Raw genomic sequence first — 18,294 nt, 5'->3', positions numbered from 1 at the left:
GGAACGGGGACGCCTGCGACATGTCTACGACCTCGGTCAGGCCTCGGCCGGAGCCTCGGTGGCCTCTTCGCCCTCGGTGGCCTCTTCGCCCTCGGTCAGCTCGGAGGTGGTGGCGGAGGCGGTGATGGCGACGATCACCAGCTCCGGCTCGACGGCCAGCACGACGCCCTCGGGCAGCTGCACGTCGGCGGCGGTGATCTGCGAGCCGGCCTCGAGGCCCTCGATCGAGACCTCGAACTGCTCCGGCAGCTTGGTGGCGTCGGCCTCGACGGAGAGGGTGGAGTTCTCGTTGACGACGACGGTGTCGCGGGCGGCCTCGCCCTGCAGCACGACCGGAACGTCGACGGTGACCTTCTCGCCGCGGCGGACCAGGATCAGGTCGACGTGCTCGAAGGTGTCGCGGATCGGGTCACGCTGGATCGCCTTCGGCAGGGCCAGGACGCTGGCGTCGCCGGTGATCTCCACGGCGAAGAGCTGGTTGGCGCCACCGCGGCGGATGGCGGCCGCGAACTCACGGGCCGGCAGGGAGATGTGCTTCGGCGCCTCGCCGTGGCCGTACAGCACGGCGGGAACCAAACCGGCCCGGCGGGTACGACGGGCACCACCCTTGCCGAACTCGGTACGGGGCTCGGCGCTGATCTTTACCTCGGACACGGGAAAACTCCTGGTTACAATCGCTGCTGCGGAACGTCGTGGGCGGTGCTGGGGCGAGGGGCTCGGTGGGGCTCACGCAGGAGTGACCCGCCCGGAGCACCGCGTCGATTACGGCACCTCCGTGCGGCGCTTGCTCAGCTTCCCGCGGGGCACCCTCGCCGTGGCAACCGAACCAGTCTAGCCGAAGCCGCACCCGGCCTTTCAGCGGTCCCCCAGAAAGCCCCGGTGGGGCGGTTCTCCGCCCCACGGCGACGACCACCCGTGCTTTCCGGCCAGCCCGGCGGAAAACGTTCGCGACCGCCGGCTGCGGGCCGACGGTCGCGAAGGTTCACCACGGAAGGGACGACTCAGCTGAGCCCGCCGAAGAGGGTGGTCACCGAGCCGTCGTCGAATACCTCGCGGATCGCCCGGGCCAGCAGCGGCGCGATCGACAACACGGTGATCTTGTCGAGCTGCTTCTCGGGCGGCAACGGCAGCGTGTTGGTCACCACGACCTCGCTGATCCGGCCGTTCTTGAGCCGCTCGGTCGCCGGGTCGGAGAGCAGCGCGTGGGTCGAGGCGACGATGACGTCGGCCGCGCCCGAGTCGTGCAGCATCTCCGCGGCGCTGCAGATCGTGCCGCCGGTGTCGATCATGTCGTCGACGAGCAGGCAGACCCGCCCCTCGACGTCACCGACGACCCGGTTGGCGACGACCTCGTTCGGCTTGAGCGGGTCACGGGTCTTGTGGATGAAGGCCAGCGGGCAGCCGCCGAGCCGGTCGGTCCAGCGCTCGGCGACCCGCACCCGGCCGGAGTCGGGGGCGACGACGGTCATCGGGCGGCCGGCGTACTTCTCCTCGATGTACTCGGCCAGGATGTCCATCGCGAAGAGGTGATCCACCGGGCCGTCGAAGAAGCCCTGGATCTGCGCGGTGTGCAGGTCGACGGTGAGGATCCGGTTCGCGCCGGCGGTCTTGAGCAGGTCGGCGACGAGCCGCGCCGAGATCGGCTCACGGCCGCGGTGCTTCTTGTCCTGGCGGGCGTACGGGTAGAAGGGGAGCACCACCGTGATCCGCTTGGCCGAGCCGCGCTTGAGCGCGTCGACCATGATCAGGGTTTCCATCATCCAGGTGTTCACACCATGGGTGACCGACTGCACGACGAAGGCGTCGGAGCCGCGTACCGAGTCCTTGTAGCGGACGAAGATCTCGCCGTTGGCGAATTCGTAGGCGTCGGCCGGGGTCGGCGCGACACCCAGCACCTCGCCGATCTCCTTCGCGAGTTCCGGAAAGCCACGTCCGGAGAAGAGCATGAGGCTCTTGCGGTTTTCGGCGACGATGCTGCCCATGGGCTCGTCTGCTCCCGTGTGATCGTGGGGTGCGCCCGGCCGGTCGGCGGCCCGGGCTATTCGTTTGCAGTATCCCCCGACCGCGAGACGCTTCCGAGGGGCTGGCTCTCCTCGTGCACTGGCTCACCTTCGCTTGCGCCGGATGCCTCCGCACCCGTAGCGCGCCGTGCGGCGGCATCGGACTTCGTACCCGCTCTGCGGCGGGCCACCCATCCTTCGATGCTGCGTTGCGGGGCACGGCTGACCCCGAGTGCTCCGGCGGGCACGTTCTGGCTGATGGAGCTCCCCGCGGCGACGTACGCGCCGGCCCCGACCTCGACCGGCGCGATCAGGGTGGTGTCGCAGCCGATGAAGGCGGCGTCGCCGACGACGGTGCGGTGCTTGTCCACCCCGTCGTAGTTGACGAAGATCGTCGCCGCGCCGATGTTCGCCTGCGCGCCGATGGTGGCGTCACCGACGTACGACAGGTGCGGCACCTTCGCCCCGGGGCCGATCTCGGAGTTCTTGACCTCCACGAAGGTGCCGGCCTTGGCGTCGGCACCGAGGCGGGCGTCGGGACGCAGATAGGCGTACGGGCCGACCGAGGCCCCCGGACCGATCTCGGCGCCGGTGGCGTGGCTGCGCAGCACGGTGGCGCCCGCGCCGACGACCGTGTCGGCCAGCGTGACGTCGGGGCCGACAACGGCGCCCGCCGCGACGGAGCTGGCACCGAGGATCTGGGTGTTCTGATCGATCACGGCGTCGCGCTCGACGGTCGCGGTGACGTCGATCCAGGTGGTCTGCGGGTCGAGCAGGGTGACGCCGGCACGCATCCAGGACTCGTTGATCCGGTCCCGCAGCAGCCGGCGCAGTCCGGCCAGCTCCACCCGGTCGTTGCAGCCCAGCGTTTCGGTGGCGTCTCCGGCGACATGCACGGCGATCGGGTCGCCGGCCGCCAGGAGCAGCCCGAAGACGTCGGTCAGGTACTCCTCGCCCTGGTCGTTGTCGGTGGAGAGCTTGCCGAGCGCCTCGCGCAGCCGCCCGGCGTCGAAGGCGTAGATGCCGGCGTTGATCTCCCGGACGGCCCGCTGCCGCTCGTCGGCGTCGCGCTCCTCGACGATCTGCTGGAACCGGCCGGATTCGTCGCGCACGATCCGCCCCAGCCCGGTCGGGTCGGCGACCTCGGCGGCGAGGACGGTGGCGGCGGCGGCGGATTCCTCGTGGGTGCGGACCAGGTCGGCGACGGTCTGCGGGCGCAGCAGCGGCACGTCGCCGTTGAGCACCACGACGGTCCCGGTCGCGTCGGCGACCGCGTCGAGGGCGATCCGCACGGCGTGGCCGGTGCCGAGCTGCTCGGCCTGCAGGACCGGCAGCGACCCGGGGGCGATCTGGGCGAGGTGGGCGCGAACCTGGTCGGCGCCGTGCCCCACCACCACGACGGTGCGCTGGGCCGCCGCTGCGGCGGCGGCGTGCAGGACGTGCCCGACGAGGGTCCGCCCGAGCAGCGGATGCAGCACCTTGGGCAGCGACGACTTCATCCGTTTGCCCTCACCGGCGGCGAGTACGACGACCGTGCGGGGGTGCTGGTCGGACACGGCGAAGCTCCCGTCGAGAAGGTAAATGCCTGCCGGGTCATGCTAACCACGCGACGCGGGGGCGGATCACCCTTACCCCTCGATGGACGGCGGGGCCGCCGGGGAGCGCGCGTTGCCCCTGCTGGGGGCCGGTGCACGGAGATCGGGAAGCTCGGCCGCCAGGACTCGAACCTGAAACATTGGGACCAAAACCCAAGGTGTTGCCAATTACACCACGGCCGATCGTGGACGCAAGACAGCCTAGCGCCTGCCGCGATCGCGGGCTAAGCCAGTTTGCCGGTGCCCGGTTACGCGTCGGCCGCACATCGATCGGCAGCCACGTTTGTCGATCGACTCCCTGGGAACGAGAAGTTCTTCCCCGGCAGCCTACGCTGCCGTAAGTTACGGTGACGTAAGCGTAGGTTATTGATCTATCGTCCCCTTTTGCGAGGTGCCATGTCGACCGCAGTGATCGAATCCGAGGGCAGACCCACCGGACCGAAACCGCTGACCGAGGGCAAGCAGTCAACCGGCGTACTGATCGCGCTCTGGTCCTTCGTCGTCCTCCCCTTCGTCGCGCTGCTGGCCGCCGTACCGGTCGCCTGGGGCGGCTGGCTCAGCTGGACCGACATCGCCATCGGCGCGGTCTGGTACGTCTTCTCCGGCCTCGGCATCACCGTCGGCTACCACCGCTACTTCACCCACGGCTCGTTCAAGGCCAAGCGCTGGCTGCGGATCACCCTCGCCGTCGCCGGCTCCTTCGCCGTGCAGGGCAACATCACCCAGTGGGTCGCCGACCACCGGCGCCACCACGCCTTCTCCGACCAGGAGGACGACCCGCACTCGCCGTGGCGCTTCGGCGGCAGCGTCCGGGGCCTGGCCAAGGGCATGTTCCACGCCCACATGGGCTGGCTCTTCGGCCGTGAGCTCTCCAACCGGGAACGCTTCGCCCCCGACCTGCTCGCCGACAAGGACATCAGCCGCATCGACCGGCTCTTCCCGCTGCTGGTCTCGATCTCACTGCTCGGCCCCGCGGTGATGGGCGGACTGATCACCTGGTCGTGGCAGGGCGCGCTGACGGCGCTCTTCTGGGCCGGTCTGGTCCGCATCGCCCTGCTGCACCACGTCACCTGGTCGATCAACTCGGTCTGCCACGTGGCCGGCGAGCGCCCATTCGAGGTCCGGCAGGGCGACAAGGCGTCCAACTTCTGGCCGCTGGCGATCATCTCGCTCGGCGAGGCGTGGCACAACCTGCACCACTCCGACCCCACCTGCGCCCGCCACGGCGTGCTGCGCGGACAGATCGACATCTCCGCCCGCGTCATCTGGCTCTTCGAGAAGACCGGCGCCGCCTGGAACGTCCGCTGGCCGAAGCCGGACCGCATCGCCGCGAAGCTGGTCAAACCCGCCGGCGCCTGACGAGGCCTGCGGCACCGGTGACGACGACCTGGCAGGATGGTTCGGAAACCTGCCGGTCGTCGTCGCCCCCGGTGAGGCCCCCGCCGGCAGGTACGCATCTCACGGTAAGGCGTCGCCGGACGCCAGGCGGAGTGACGGCATGGCAGAGAACGCGATCGGCGGCGAACCCGTACGGCACACCCCCACCGGCAAGTCCGGTTCCCGGGTCCGGATGTCCGCTGCCCAGCGGCGCGAACAGCTCATTTCGATCGGGCGGCAACTCTTCGCCGAACGCGGCTTCGACGCCACCTCGATAGAGGAGGTCGCCGCCCGCGCCAAGGTCTCCAAACCGGTCGTCTACGAGCACTTCGGCGGCAAGGAAGGGCTCTACGCGGTGGTTGTCGACCGCGAGGTGCGCTCCCTGCTCGACCGGATCACGACCGCGTTGACCGCCGGCCACCCCCGCGAGTTGCTGGAGCAGGCCGCGCTCGCCCTGCTCGGCTACATCGACGAGGACACCAGCGGCTTCCGGGTGCTGGTGCGGGAGTCACCGGTGCTCTCGGCCACCGGCAACTTCAGCAGCGTGCTCAACGACATCGCCCATCAGGTCGAGCACATCCTCGGCGCCGAGTTCAAGAGCCGCAACTACGACCCGAAGCTGGCGGAGCTCTACTCGCAGGCGCTGGTGGGCATGGTGGCGCTGACCGGCCGCTGGTGGCTGGAGGTGCGCAAACCGCGCAAGGAGGTCGTCGCGGCACACCTGGTCAACCTCGCCTGGAACGGGCTGTCGCACCTGGAGGCGAAGCCCACCCTGATCACCGGCAACAACCGCTGACCCGCGACACCAGTGCCGGCACCGGCGGGGCCGGGTGCCGCGTGCCTCAGCCGGCGGCGCCGCCCGGGGCGCGGCGCGGGCGCTGCCGGGCCTGGCGCTGCGGTGGGCGCGCGGGCTCCGGCGGCGGCACCGACTCGGTGCGGGCACGCCGCTCGGCCGCCTCGGCCTCCGGTGAGCCGACCCGGCCGTAGAGCCCGGTGGCGAACAGGATCAGACCGAAGAGCAGCGAGACGATGACGTTGACCATCGAGAAGTTCAGGATGTTCGCGTCGGTCTGCAGGAACGCCATCATCAGCATCCCGGTGACCAGGAAGACGATCCCGGCGGCGAGGTTCATCCGGTGCCCGAGGTTGCCCTTGCGGGAGACGCCGACCAGCAGCAGGGCACCCCAGGCGATCGAGGCGAGCGCGAAGCCGAGATTCGTCTTGAGCCCCAGCGTCCAGGTGCTGTCGCGGGCGAAGAGCGGGTCGCCCCAGTTCTGGACCAGCCCGACCAGGCCGAATACGAGGACGTAGACCCCCACCAGGCCGGCAATGACCCGGTAGAACCGGCGGGCCGGGTGATTGACCGGGATGTGCATCTGCCCCCTCCTTCCCACGAGTGACTGCCACCGGATTGTCACCCAGGAAACGGAGAAAAGGGGGTAGAACGCACGATCCCGATCGCAGGCGTTCGCGATCGGGATCGTGGGCGGTGGATCAGAGTTCGAGGCGGGCGGCCTGCCAGGCCTTGTGGTCGTCCTCGCTGCCGACCTTGCCGTACATGCCGGCCATCAGCAGCACCATCGCCAGCACCCAGGCCACGACAACGGTGGCGACCGAGAAGTTCAGGATGTTGATCTCGGTCTGCATGAAGGCCAGCGAGAAGCCGCCGACCAGCAGCAGGGCCCAGGAACTCCACTTGTTGATCACGCAGTCGAAGTTGCGCCCGAACGCGGCACCGGCGAGAACCACCAGGCCGAGCAGGAGCGACAGCACCGAGTTCGCGAGATTCGTGCCCTGACCGAACGCCGTCATGTCACTCTGGGAGAAGAACGGCTCGCCCGAGGTGGCGATCACGCCGGCCACACCGAAGGCCGCCAGGTACGCGCCGGTCAGTCCGCCGATCGCGCGGTAGATCGGACGTGCGGGGTGGTTGACAGGGTTGTGCGCCATGTCTGAATCTCCAACGCCAAAGATGAGGGGTCGTCGCCAATTGTCCCGCACCTCGTCGGGATCGACACACACGCCCCCGTCGCAGTGACGAAGCTCCGCCGTCAGGCCGGCGGCAGCCGATCGGCCAGCTCCAGCCAGGCCAGCTCGAGCTCCTCCCGCTCGGCCTTCAACTCCCGCAGCTGCCCCTCCAGCTCGGCCACCTTGACGTAGTCGGTGGCGTGCGTGGCGAACTGCTCGTGCAGCGCCGTTTCGCGCTGCTCCAGCTTGGCGATCTGCCGCTCCATCCGGGTCAGCTCCTTGCGCGCCGTCCGGCTCTCGGCGGCCGACATCGACGGCTCACCGGTCTGCGCCGGTGCCGCCGGCGCTGCCGCCTCGACCGGCGCCGGCGCGCCACCGCGACCGCCCGCCGCGCGCGCCAGGTACTCGTCCACGCCGCCGGGCAGGTGCACCATCCGGCCGTCGCCGAACATCCCGTACGCGGTCTCGGTGACCCGCTCGATCAGATACCGGTCGTGGCTGGCCACGATCACCGTGCCCGGCCAGGAGTCCAGCAGGTCCTCCAGCGCGGCGAGGGTGTCGGTGTCCAGGTCGTTGGTGGGCTCGTCGAAGAGGAGCACGTTCGGCTCGGTCGCCAGCAGCCGCAGCATCTGCAACCGGCGGCGCTCACCGCCGGAGAGGTCCCCCACCGGGGTCCAGAGCCGCCGGTCGTCGAAACCGAAGGTCTCGGCGAGCTGGGCGGCGCTGAGCTCCCGGTCACCGAGCTGCACCCGGCGCGCGACCTCCTCCACCGCCTCCAGCACCCGCAGCTGCCCGGGTAGCTCGGCCAGCTCCTGGGAGAGGAAGGCCGGACGCACGGTGGAGCCGACGACGAAGCGCCCACTGGCGGGCTCGGTCACGCCGGCGAGCATCCGCAGCAGGGTGGTCTTGCCCGCGCCGTTGGCGCCGAGGATCGCGATCCGGTCGCCGGGGCCGACGTGCCAGGTGAGGTCCGACAGGATCGTCTTGGGCCCGGCGTCGAGCCGTACGTTTTCCAGGTCGTAGACCTGCTTGCCGAGACGGGCCGTCGCCAGCCGCTGCAGGCTGACGGTGTCGCGCACCGGGGGGACGTCAGCGATCAGGGCGTTCGCGGCGTCGATGCGGAAGCGCGGCTTGGAGGTACGGGCGGGCGGGCCGCGCCGCAGCCAGGCGATCTCCTTGCGGAGCAGGTTCTGCCGCCGCGCCTCGGTCGTCGCGGCGACCCGGTCCCGCTCGGCGCGGGCCAGCGTCCAGGCGGCGAAGCCACCGGGGTAGGCGCGCACGGTCTGGTCGGCGACCTCCCAGGTGGTGGTGCAGACGGCGTCCAGGAACCACCGGTCGTGGGTGACCACCACCAGCGCGCCCTTGCGGCCGACCAGGTGCCGGGCGAGCCAGTCGACACCGCCGACGTCGAGGTGGTTGGTCGGCTCGTCGAGGATCAGCAGGTCCGCCTCGCGCACCAGCAGGGCCGCCAGCGCCACCCGGCGCCGCTCGCCGCCGGACATCGGGCCGACCGGCTGGTCGAGCCCGAGGTACGGCATGCCGAGCCCGTCGAGGATGGCCCGCACTCCCGCGTCGCCGGCCCACTCGTGCTCGGCGCCCATGCCCTCGTCGAGCCAGGCGGTGCCGAGCACCACGTCGCGTACCGTCGCGGCGGCGTCGAGCGTCAGGTTCTGCGGCAGCGCGGCGACGCGCAGCTCCCGCCGGTGGGTGACCCGTCCGGCGTCCGGCTCCTCGGCGCGGGTGAGCAGCCGCAGCAGGGTCGACTTGCCGGCGCCGTTGAGCCCGACCACCCCGATGCGGTCGGCGTCGTCGAGGCCGAGGGATACGTCGGTGAGCAGCGGACCGGCCGCGCCGTACCCCTTGGACACCCGATCCAGGTTCACGATGTTGGCCACGAGCTCACCTCCCACAGGTCAAAGCGCCCACGGTTGCCGCAGGCCGGCACACACGGGGACGCCCGGACAAGCCTACGCGGTGCGGCGGATCAGACGATCCGTGCGCCCGGCACCGGCCCGTACGCGGTGTGCACCAGCCGGCAGACCGACGGGTCCAGTGCCGCCGCGACCTGCGCGGCGGCGTCCGCGTCGGCGGCGAGGAAGACGCAGGTCGGCCCGGAGCCGGAGACGATGCCGGCAAGGGCGCCTGCCCGCTCTCCCGCCTTGAGGGTCTCGGCCAGCGCCGGCCTGATCGAGATCGCGGCGGGCTGGAGATCGTTGCCGATGGCAGCGGCGAGCACCGCCGGATCCTGCTGACGCAGGGCCGCCAGCAACGCGTCGGTCCCGGCCAGCGGCGCGGGGGCGGCGCCGATCTCCCGCAGCCGGTCGATCTCGCGGTACGCCTGCGGGGTGGAGATGCCGCCGTCGGCGATGGCGACGACCCAGTGCCAGGAGACCGGCTTGGTCAGCACCGGGCTGACGGCCTCGCCGCGGCCGGTGCCGAGCGCGGTGCCGCCGTGCACCAGGAACGGCACGTCCGAGCCGAGTCCGGCAGCGATGCCGGCGAGTTCGTCGCGCCCGAGCCCGGTGCCCCAGAGGGCGTCGCAGGCGACCAGGGTGGCGGCGGCGTCGGCGCTGCCGCCGGCGAGACCACCGGCGAGCGGGATCTGTTTGCGCAGGTGCAGCCGGGCGTGCGCGGGCACCCCGGCGTAGGCGGCCAGCGCCCGGGCCGCCTTGATCACCAAATTGGACTCGTCGAGCGCCAGCTCACCGGCGCCCTCCCCCTCCATCGTCAGCGTCAGGGTGTCGCCGCGCCGGGCGGTCAGCTCGTCGTAGAGGGAGATCGCCTGGTAGACGGTGTTCAACTCGTGGTAGCCGTCCGGGCGCAGCGGCCCGACCCCGAGGTGCAGATTGATCTTTGCGGGGACCCGGACCCGGATCGCCGCGGCGCCGCCCCGGCGCGAATCGTCATCGCCCTCGGGTCGCCAGGCCTGCGTCACGACCGGTGCCCCCACCCGTGCGGCCGGACGTCGAACGACTTATCCACAGTCAGCTCCTCGGCGGGACCCGGCGCAAGGTCGGCGACCTCTCGCCCATGCAGTTGAAGAAGGCAGGCGTACGCGCCGGGAAGGCCCCGGCGCGGCACCGCGTCAGCCTACTGGTTGCCCGTCGCGGCCTGCGGGGCCGACGCGGCGATCGCGGCGAACTGCTCCACGGTCAGCGACTCCCCCCGAGCGCCCGGATCGACACCCGCCGCGACCAGCGCCTCGGCTGCCCGGTCGGCCCCGCCGGCCCAGCCCGCCAGCGCCGCGCGCAACGTCTTGCGACGCTGGGCGAAGGCCGCGTCGACCACCGCGAAGACCGCCTTGCGCGGCACGTCGGCACGGGGCGGCTCCCGCCGGGTGAAGGCCACCAGCCCGGAGTCGACGTTGGGCACCGGCCAGAAGACGCTCGGCGGCACCTTCCCGGCCGAGCGCGACGACGCGTACCAGGCCAGCTTCACCGACGGCACCCCGTAGATCTTGGAACCGGGGGCGGCGACCAGCCGGTCGGCCACTTCCTTCTGCACCATCACCAGCCCGCGCCGCAGGCTCGGCAGCTCGGCCAGCAGGTGCAGCACCACCGGCACCGCGACGTTGTACGGCAGGTTCGCCACCAGCGCGGTCGGCGCCGGCTCCCCCAGGTCGGCGGCGGTGATCCGCAGCGCGTCGGCGGAGTGGACCGTCAGCTTCGCGGCGTCGGCGTACCGGGCGGCGGTCTCCGGCAGCGCCCCGGCGAGCACCGGGTCGATCTCGATGGCGTGCACGTGGCCCACCACCGGCAGCAGCGCCAGGGTCAGCGATCCCAGCCCGGGCCCGACCTCCAGCGCCACGTCGTCGGCACCGACGCCGGCGGCGGCGACGATACGCCGCACGGTGTTCGGGTCGTGCACGAAGTTCTGGCCGAACTTCTTGGTCGGCGTCACGCCGAGGCGCGCCGCCAGCTCCCGGATCTCCGCCGGGCCGAGCAGGCTCACCACGGCCCGAACATCCGCTCGCCGGTGGCCGAGACGGCCGCGCAGAGCTCGTCGAGGTCGGTGCCGGTCGTTTCGGCCAGCGACCGCATCGTCAGCGGGATCAGGTACGAGGCGTTCGGTCGTCCCCGGTGCGGCGTCGGCGTCAGGTACGGCGCGTCGGTCTCCACCAGCAACTGGTCCACCGGCGTGACCCGGGCCGCCTCGCGCAGCGCCGTCGCGCTCGCGAAGGTGACGGTCCCGGCGAAGCTGAGCACAAAGCCCCGGCGTACGCACTGGGCTGCGAACTCGGCGTCACCGGAGAAGCAGTGCAGCACCACCCGGTCGGGGGCGCCCTCGTCGTCGAGGATGCGCAGCACGTCGTCGTGCGCCTCCCGGTCGTGGATCACCAGGGCCTTGCCGTGCCGCTTGGCGATGGCGATGTGCGCCCGGAAACTCGCCTCCTGCGCGGCGCGTCCCTCCTCGCCGGTACGGAAGCGGTCCATGCCGGTCTCGCCGATGCCGCGCACGCGTTCCTGTGCGGCTAGCGCCTCGATCTCCCGGAGCGCCTCGTCGAGGTCGGCCAGCCGGGGTGCCTCGTTCGGGTGCAGCGCCACCGTCGCCAGCAGCGCCGGGTGGCGGGCGGCCATCTCGGCGCTCCAGCGGGACGAGGCGACATCGACGCCGACCTGCACCAGCCGGTCCACGCCGGCGGTCGCGGCCGCGTCGATGAGCGCGGCGACCGGGTCGTCGCCCCCACCGGGTACGGCCGCCTCGCTCACGGTGATGTCGAGGTGGGTGTGGCTGTCGATCACCGGCCGCGGCAGGGGCGGCGGCGGATCGGGGAACTCTCCGGCGCGGCGGGCTGCCCGCTGCCGGCGGGATTCGGTCGGCTCACTCATCGCCGCCAGCATCACACACCGCCGAGGGCCGTGGCGGGCGGGAGCCCGGGCCGGTGACCCCGATGACCATGACAGACCCGGCGGTGAGCGCGATCCGGCCCGGCGGTGGCGCGGTTAAGCCGGGCGGGCCGGGGAAAGCGCCGCGACACGGGGAAGAGGGAGGAAACAGATGCCGTTCATCACCGTCGGTGCGGAGAATTCCGCCCCGATCGACCTCTACTACGAAGATCACGGTTCCGGACAGCCGGTGGTGCTCATCCACGGCTTCCCGCTGAGCAACCGGGCCTGGGAGAAGCAGGTGCCGGAGCTGCTGCACGCGGGGTACCGGACGATCGCGTACGACCGGCGCGGTTTCGGCAACTCCAGCCAACCCGCGACGGGCTACGACTACGACACCTTCGCCGCCGACCTCGACGCGATCCTGCGCGAACTGGACCTGCGGGACACGATTCTGATCGGGCACTCGATGGGGACCGGCGAGATCACCCGCTACCTGGGCAACTACGGCTCGGCCCGGGTGAGCAAGGTGGTGCTGATCAGCCCGATTCCGCCGTTCCTGATGCAGACCGACGACAATCCGCAGGGCGTGCCGAAGCAGGTCTTCGAGGGCTTCCAGGACGCGATCCGCAAGGACCGCTTCGCCTACCAGACGTCGTTCATGAACGACTTCTTCAACTACGACCAGAACAAGGGCAAGTCGGTCAGTGAGGACGCCTACCACGCCAACTGGGACCTCGCCGTCATCGCCTCGCCGATCGGCACCGAGAAGTGCGTCGACGCCTGGCTGACCGACTTCCGCGGGGACCTGCCGCGCATCGACGTGCCGGCGCTGCTCATCCAGGGTGACCAGGACCGGGTCCTGCCATACCCGGTGACCGGCGAGCGGCTGCAACCGCTGCTGCCGCAGAGCACCCTGCACACGATCGCCGGGGGTCCGCACGCGATTCCCTGGACGCACTCCGACGAGGTCAACCGCGCGATCCTCGATTTCGTCGGCCAGGGCGCACCGGTCTACTCCAGGGCCTGGTGAGCCGGGGCGCGGCCTGACAACGCGGCGCGGGCGGGACGGAATCGCTTCCGTCCCGCCCGCTTGCGCGTACCGGTGTGCGCCGGCGGCGTCTCAGCCCTCCAGCCGGGCCAGTTCCTCCTCGACGATGGAGGGGTCGAGCTTGCGGAAGACCGGCTTCGGCGCGGCCAGCGGCGTGCCGGCCACGATCGGCGCCGACTCCCAGCGCGCGCCCTCGGTGTAGTCACCGGTCAGCACCGGGTACGACGGCCCGCCGTCGAGGTCGTCGACCTCGACGATGCGCGGCATCGGCGCGTGCACGCCGGTGCCGCCGAGCAGCTCGTGCACCTTCTGCGCCGAGTGCGGCAGGAAGGGCGTGAGCAGGATGTTGGCGTCGCTGACCACCTGGAGGGCGACGTGCAGGATCGTGCCCATCCGCGGCTTGTCGTCCTCGCCCTTGAGCTTCCACGGCGCCTGGTCGGAGAGGTAGCGGTTGGCCTCGGCGACCACTCGCATCGCCTCGGCGATCGCCGCCTTCTGCCGGTGCCGGGCGATCAGGTCGCCAACGGTGTCGAAGCCGGTCCGGGCGACCGCCAGCAGCGCCTCGTCGGCCTCGGTGAGCCCGGCCGGGTCGATCGGTGGGATCGCGCCGAAGTTCTTGGCCGCCATCGAGATCGAGCGGTTGACCAGGTTGCCCCAGCCGGCAACGAGTTCGTCGTTGTTGCGGCGCAGGAACTCCGCCCAGGTGAAGTCGGTGTCGTTGCTCTCCGGTCCGGCGGCGGCGATGAAGTACCGCAGCGCGTCGGCGTCGTAGCGCTCCAGGAAGTCGCGCACGTAGATGACGACCCGGCGGGAGGAGGAGAACTTGCGCCCCTCCATCGTCAGGTACTCGCTGGAGACCACCTCGGTCGGCAGGTTGAGCTTGCCGAGGCGGCCGGGCTCGCCGTCACGGTCGGCCTCACCGGAGTAGCCGAGCAGCAGCGCCGGCCAGATCACCGAGTGGAAGACGATGTTGTCCTTGCCCATGAAGTAGTACGCCCGCGCGTCGGCGCCCGCGCCGTCGGCGGACCACCACCTGCGCCAGGCCTCCGGGTCGCCGGAGCGGCGGGCCCATTCGATCGAGGCCGACAGGTAGCCGATGACGGCGTCGAACCAGACGTAGATCCGCTTGTCGCCGCGGTCACGCCAGTTCTCCAGCGGGATCGGCACGCCCCACTCCAGGTCCCGGGTGATGGCCCGGGGCTGGAGGTCGTCGAGGAGGTTCTTGGAGAAGCGCAGGACGTTGGGACGCCAGCCGTCGCGGCTGTCCAGCCACTTGCCGAGCGCCTGCGCGAAGGCCGGCAGGTCGAGGAAGAAGTGCTCGGTCTCGACGAACTTCGGCGTCTCGCCGTTGATCTTCGAGCGCGGGTTGAGCAGGTCGACCGGGTCGAGCTGGTTGCCGCAGTTGTCGCACTGGTCGCCGCGCGCGCCGTCGTACCCGCAGATCGGGCAGGTGCCCTCGATGTAGCGGTCCGGCAGCGTACGGCCGGTGGAGGGCGAGATGGCGCCCATGGTGGTCTTCTCGACGATGTAGCCGTTGGCGTACAGCCCCTCGAAGATCTCCTGCACCACGGCGTAGTGGTTTCCGGTGGTGGTGCGGGTGAACAGGTCGTAGGAGAGCCCCAGCCCGTGCAGGTCCTCCACGATCACCCGGTTGTACCGGTCGGCGAGCGCGCGGGCGGTGACGCCCTCGGCGTCGGCCTGCACCTGGATCGGGGTGCCGTGCTCGTCGGTGCCGGAGACCATGAGCACGTCATGACCGGCCATGCGCATGTACCGGCTGAAGACGTCGGAGGGGACCCCGAAACCGGAGACGTGGCCGATGTGGCGCGGGCCGTTGGCGTAGGGCCAGGCGACCGCGGCGAGAACGTGACTCATGGGGAGCAAGCCTAGTGACCGGCGCGGGAGCGCCGCGAACCAATAGCCGTCCTGCCGCCCTACGGTGGCATGGCATGATCCGGCGACACGCGGGGTGACCTAACGGTCACAGTCGCGTACGCGGTGTGGAATGGCACCGTGGCGGACGCACCGGGAGCGAACGAGCACGACGGCGAACGGCGCCCTGCTGCGCTCCCGGCGGGGCCGGCGCTCGACGGCCGTGCCCGGCCGGTCCCCGGCACCGGCACCGGCACCGGCGCCGGCGCCGGTGCGATCCGGCCCGCGGCCCCCGCCGGCCTGCCCGACGAGACCGGTTCCACCACCGCGGTCGTCGGGTGGCAGCAGCCGGCATCCGCCGCCGGCACTTCGCGCCCCGAACCGGCCGGACCCGGCAGCGACTCCGCGCGGCCCTTCTGGATGCCCGGCGGCGACGGCCGGGACGACCGGCGCCCGGCGCTGCCCCGCCCTCGCCGCCCGGCGCGGGTACGCGCTGCCCGCCGCGCCGACCGCGGGCCGGCCGCCGGACTGTCGGCGCTGGTGCTGCTGAGCCTGCTCTGCGCCTTTTTCTGCTGGGTCAGCGCGGAGCCGTTCTGGCTCGCCACCGGCAACGCGGTCCGCGGCAGCGTGGTGCTCGACGGTTGCGACGGCTCGGGGCTGAGCCGACGCTGCGAGGGCGTCTTCACCGCCGGCGACGGCACCTTCAGCGCCGCCGTCCGGGTCAGTGGCGTCGCCGAACCCGCCCCGGGCGCCACCCTCGTCGCCCTGATGCGCCACGCCGGCGCCGACACCGCGTACGTCGAGGCCGGCCCGGTCGTACGGCACCTGCGCTGGGCCGCCGGGCTGCTGATGGCGCTGCTCTGTGGCGGGGCCATCCTCGCGGTGACCGGCGCCGCCCGCCTGCCGCAGCACCGCCAGCGCTGGTGGACGATCGTGACCGGCTGCGCCGCGCCGCTGCTGCTCTTCGCCGGTTTCCTGGCCGCCACGTTCTGACCGGGCCTGCCCCGGCACCCGGGTCAGGCGGTGTGCACCACCGCGTAGACCTCCCGGCGGCGCAGGCCGTACTCGGTGGCGACCTCGCTGATGGCGTCCCGGCGCGAAGTCCCGGCCGCCTCCCGTTCGGCCACCGCCGCGCGCAGCTCCTCGTCGTCGGGGCGGACCGCCTCGCGCGGCGGGGCCCCGGCGACGACAAGGGTGATCTCGCCGCGCGGCTCGCCCTGCGCCGCCCAGTCGGCGAGCTCACCGACCGGGCGGCGCAGCACCTCCTCGTACGTCTTGGTCAGCTCCCGGCAGACCGCGGCGGGGCGGTCGGCGCCGAAGGTCGTGACGAGGTCGGCGAGGGTGGCGGCGATGCGGTGCGGCGCCTCGAAGAAGACCAGGGTGCGTTCCTCGGCGGCGAGCGCCCGCAGCCGGGTGCGCCGGGCCGACCCGGAGCGGGGCAGGAACCCCTCGAAGCAGAACCGGTCACAGGGCAGCCCCGACAGCGCCAGCGCGGTGGTGACGGCGCTCGGCCCGGGGGCGACGGTGACCGGCGCGCCGGCGTCGAGGGTGGCGCGCACCAGCCGGTAGCCGGGGTCGGAGACGCTGGGCATCCCGCCGTCGGTGACCAGCGCGACCGTCCTGCCCGCGGCGATCTCGGCGACCAGTTCGGGCGTACGGCGCTCCTCGTTGCCCTCGAAGTAGCTGACGATGCGCCCGCCGACGGTGATGTCGAGATCCCGGGCCAGGCGCAGCAGCCGCCGGGTGTCCTCGGCGGCGACGACCTCGGCCGCGGCGAGGTGTTCACGCAGCCGCGCCGAGGCGTCGGCCGGGTTGCCCAGTGGTGCTCCGAGCAGGATCAGGCGGCCCTGACCAGGGTTTTCACTCACGCCTACCGCTCCTTTGCTGACACGCCCGCGCCCGTGATCGGACGCAGGGCGGCGACTCGCCACCCGAGCAGCCTACGATCGCCGGGTGACCCAGGCGTCGACAGCGCAGAGCCCGAGTGGTGGCGACCCGGCCGGCGGCGCGGGCCCCGGCCCGGCCGGCGGCGACCCCGCCGCCACCGGTGTGCCGGCGATCGTACGGCGGCGGCTGGCGCCGCTGGAATCCCGGCTGGACCGCTGGTCGTGGCCGGCGACCCTGGCGGTGGTGGCGCTCGCCGCGCTGCTGCGCCTGTGGAACCTGGGCTACCCCAAGGGCAAGATCTTCGACGAGACCTACTACGCCACCGATGCCCACAACCTGCTGGTGCACGGCTTCGAGTGGGACGAGAAGAACAACACCGCCGCTTTCGTCGTGCATCCGCCGCTGGGCAAGTGGATGATCGCGGCCGGGGAGTGGCTCTTCGGCTACAACGAGTTCGGCTGGCGGGTCTCGGCCGCGGTCTGCGGCACCCTGTCGGTGCTGATGTTGATCCGCATCGGCCGGCGACTCTTCGGCTCGACCCTGCTGGGCTGCACGGCCGGGCTGCTGCTGGCGGTGGACGGCTTCCACCTGGTGCTCTCCCGGACCGCGCTGCTCGACATCTTCCTGCTCTTCTTCGTGCTGGCCGCGTTCGGCGCGCTGGTGCTCGACCGCGACGCCCGGCGCCGCCGGTGGCTGCGGGCCGTCGAGGGCGGGATGGACCCGACCCGGTCGGACGGCGCCGGCCGGCCGCCGCTGAACTGGGCCGCGGTGCCGTGGTGGCGGCTGGCCGCGGCGGTGCTGCTGGGCTGCGCGATGTCGGTGAAGTGGAGCGCCCTGTACTTCGTGCCGGTCTTCGTGCTGCTGGTGATCATCTGGGAGGCGGGGCTGCGCCGTTCGCTGCGGGTACGCCGCCCGTGGCGGGACACCTTCCTCGACGAGGGTCCCTGGCTGGTGCTCGCCGGCCTGCTGGTGCTGGTCACCTATGTCGCCACCTGGTCGGGGTGGCTGCTGACCGACGGCGGCTACTACCGGCATTTCCGGGCCGACAACGGTCAGCGGGAGCTGCCGGTCATCGGCGCGCTGGGCAACCTCTGGGACTACCACCTCGCCGCCTACAACTTCCACACCGGCCTGGACGCCACCCACAAGTACCAGTCCTGGCCGTGGCAGTGGTTGGTGCTCGGCCGGCCGGTCGCCTTCTACTGGACCGGCGAGGGCAGCTGCGGCGCGGCGAGCTGCGCCTCGGAGATCCTGCTGCTGGGCACTCCGCTGCTCTGGTGGTCCTTCATCCCGGCGCTGGCGGCGATGACGTGGCTGGGCATCGCCCGGCGGGACTGGCGCCCGCTGGGGATCGGGCTGATGGTGGCCGCGGCGCTGCTGCCCTGGTTCTGGTACGCGTACCAGGGCCGGACGATGTTCGCCTTCTACGCCGCGCCGGCCCTGCCGTTCCTGATCCTGGCGGTGGTCTACGTCCTGGGCGCGATCGCCACCGGGCCGCCGCGCCGCTCGATGTCGACCGGGCTGCTCGCCACCGTGCCGGATCCGAACCGTCGTCTGATCGGGGCGGTGATCGCCGGCGGCTACGTGGTGCTGGTGGTGCTCTGCTTCGCCTTCTTCTATCCAATCTTCGTCGGCCAGACGATTCCGTACGAGGAATGGTCGGCGCGGATGTGGTTCGGCAGCCGTTGGATCTGACGGCGGTGGTCCCCGGGCGGGAG

At 71.8% G+C, this 18,294-nt stretch carries 16 protein-coding genes and 1 tRNA gene; 5 read left to right on the top strand and 12 right to left on the bottom strand.

The window, feature by feature from the left end; genetic code table 11:
* Positions 1-36: 36 nt before the first annotated feature.
* The 4 genes from ACK8GG_RS03565 to ACK8GG_RS03550 all read right to left on the bottom strand — a co-directional run bounded on the left by ACK8GG_RS03565 (position 37) and on the right by ACK8GG_RS03550 (position 3,778).
* Positions 37-654: a 50S ribosomal protein L25/general stress protein Ctc gene (locus ACK8GG_RS03565; protein WP_440348261.1), complete on the bottom strand. Its 618-nt coding sequence runs from the start codon at positions 652-654 to the stop codon at positions 37-39.
* A 347-nt stretch (positions 655-1,001) separates the two neighbouring features.
* Entirely contained in the window at positions 1,002-1,982 is a 981-nt protein-coding gene (locus ACK8GG_RS03560) for a ribose-phosphate diphosphokinase (RefSeq protein WP_440348262.1), read from the bottom strand.
* A gap of 56 nt (positions 1,983-2,038) precedes the next feature.
* Complete coding sequence (gene glmU, locus ACK8GG_RS03555) at positions 2,039-3,556, bottom strand: bifunctional UDP-N-acetylglucosamine diphosphorylase/glucosamine-1-phosphate N-acetyltransferase GlmU (protein WP_440348263.1); 1,518 nt, start codon at positions 3,554-3,556, stop codon at positions 2,039-2,041.
* 150 nt (positions 3,557-3,706) lie between these two features.
* Positions 3,707-3,778: transfer RNA gene (locus tag ACK8GG_RS03550), tRNA-Gln, on the bottom strand.
* A 213-nt stretch (positions 3,779-3,991) separates the two neighbouring features.
* Here ACK8GG_RS03550 and ACK8GG_RS03545 point away from each other — a divergent pair.
* Together ACK8GG_RS03545 and ACK8GG_RS03540 are read left to right on the top strand one after the other, a co-directional pair.
* Positions 3,992-4,954: an acyl-CoA desaturase gene (locus ACK8GG_RS03545; RefSeq protein WP_440348264.1), complete on the top strand. Its 963-nt coding sequence runs from the start codon at positions 3,992-3,994 to the stop codon at positions 4,952-4,954.
* A 139-nt stretch (positions 4,955-5,093) separates the two neighbouring features.
* Positions 5,094-5,768 (top strand): TetR family transcriptional regulator, encoded by a 675-nt coding sequence (locus ACK8GG_RS03540; RefSeq protein WP_440348265.1) that lies wholly within the window; start codon positions 5,094-5,096, stop codon positions 5,766-5,768.
* A gap of 46 nt (positions 5,769-5,814) precedes the next feature.
* Here ACK8GG_RS03540 and ACK8GG_RS03535 read toward each other — a convergent pair whose 3' ends face one another.
* From ACK8GG_RS03535 to ACK8GG_RS03510, 6 genes are all read right to left on the bottom strand, one after another.
* Entirely contained in the window at positions 5,815-6,348 is a 534-nt protein-coding gene (locus ACK8GG_RS03535) for a DUF4383 domain-containing protein (protein ID WP_440355521.1), read from the bottom strand.
* Between the two features lie 118 nt (positions 6,349-6,466).
* Complete coding sequence (locus tag ACK8GG_RS03530) at positions 6,467-6,922, bottom strand: DUF4383 domain-containing protein (RefSeq protein WP_440355520.1); 456 nt, start codon at positions 6,920-6,922, stop codon at positions 6,467-6,469.
* A gap of 101 nt (positions 6,923-7,023) precedes the next feature.
* A complete protein-coding gene (locus ACK8GG_RS03525; protein WP_440348268.1) occupies positions 7,024-8,835 on the bottom strand; it encodes an ABC-F family ATP-binding cassette domain-containing protein in 1,812 nt (603 codons plus the stop codon).
* Between the two features lie 89 nt (positions 8,836-8,924).
* Positions 8,925-9,875 (bottom strand): 4-(cytidine 5'-diphospho)-2-C-methyl-D-erythritol kinase, encoded by a 951-nt coding sequence (locus ACK8GG_RS03520; RefSeq protein WP_440354101.1) that lies wholly within the window; start codon positions 9,873-9,875, stop codon positions 8,925-8,927.
* A gap of 155 nt (positions 9,876-10,030) precedes the next feature.
* Positions 10,031-10,894 (bottom strand): 16S rRNA (adenine(1518)-N(6)/adenine(1519)-N(6))-dimethyltransferase RsmA, encoded by an 864-nt coding sequence (gene rsmA, locus ACK8GG_RS03515; RefSeq protein ID WP_440355519.1) that lies wholly within the window; start codon positions 10,892-10,894, stop codon positions 10,031-10,033.
* Positions 10,888-11,781, bottom strand: a complete 894-nt coding sequence (locus ACK8GG_RS03510) for a TatD family hydrolase (RefSeq protein WP_440355518.1) — start codon at positions 11,779-11,781, stop codon at positions 10,888-10,890. Before ACK8GG_RS03510 ends, rsmA begins: the two co-directional genes overlap by 7 nt.
* Positions 11,782-11,938: 157 nt before the next feature.
* On the opposite strand from ACK8GG_RS03510, the gene ACK8GG_RS03505 reads away from it, so the two are divergent.
* A complete protein-coding gene (locus ACK8GG_RS03505; protein WP_440355517.1) occupies positions 11,939-12,799 on the top strand; it encodes an alpha/beta fold hydrolase in 861 nt (286 codons plus the stop codon).
* Positions 12,800-12,889: 90 nt separating this feature from the next.
* Here ACK8GG_RS03505 and metG read toward each other — a convergent pair whose 3' ends face one another.
* The gene (gene metG, locus ACK8GG_RS03500; RefSeq protein WP_440348273.1) at positions 12,890-14,692 is read right to left on the bottom strand and encodes a methionine--tRNA ligase; all 1,803 of its coding nucleotides are present in this window, start codon (positions 14,690-14,692) and stop codon (positions 12,890-12,892) included.
* 138 nt (positions 14,693-14,830) lie between these two features.
* Here metG and ACK8GG_RS03495 point away from each other — a divergent pair, with 138 nt between their 5' ends.
* Entirely contained in the window at positions 14,831-15,682 is an 852-nt protein-coding gene (locus tag ACK8GG_RS03495; protein ID WP_440355516.1) for a hypothetical protein, read from the top strand.
* A gap of 23 nt (positions 15,683-15,705) precedes the next feature.
* Here ACK8GG_RS03495 and rsmI read toward each other — a convergent pair whose 3' ends face one another.
* A complete protein-coding gene (gene rsmI, locus ACK8GG_RS03490; RefSeq protein ID WP_440348275.1) occupies positions 15,706-16,557 on the bottom strand; it encodes a 16S rRNA (cytidine(1402)-2'-O)-methyltransferase in 852 nt (283 codons plus the stop codon).
* Between the two features lie 85 nt (positions 16,558-16,642).
* On the opposite strand from rsmI, the gene ACK8GG_RS03485 reads away from it, so the two are divergent.
* Complete coding sequence (locus ACK8GG_RS03485; RefSeq protein WP_440348276.1) at positions 16,643-18,271, top strand: dolichyl-phosphate-mannose--protein mannosyltransferase; 1,629 nt, start codon at positions 16,643-16,645, stop codon at positions 18,269-18,271.
* The last annotated feature ends 23 nt before the right edge of the window (positions 18,272-18,294 follow it).

The organism is Melissospora conviva, from assembly GCF_049523535.1.
GTDB lineage: Bacteria > Actinomycetota > Actinomycetes > Mycobacteriales > Micromonosporaceae > Melissospora > Melissospora conviva.
Note: the sequence above shows the minus strand (reverse complement) of the source record. Positions and strands in the feature narration are given on the sequence as shown.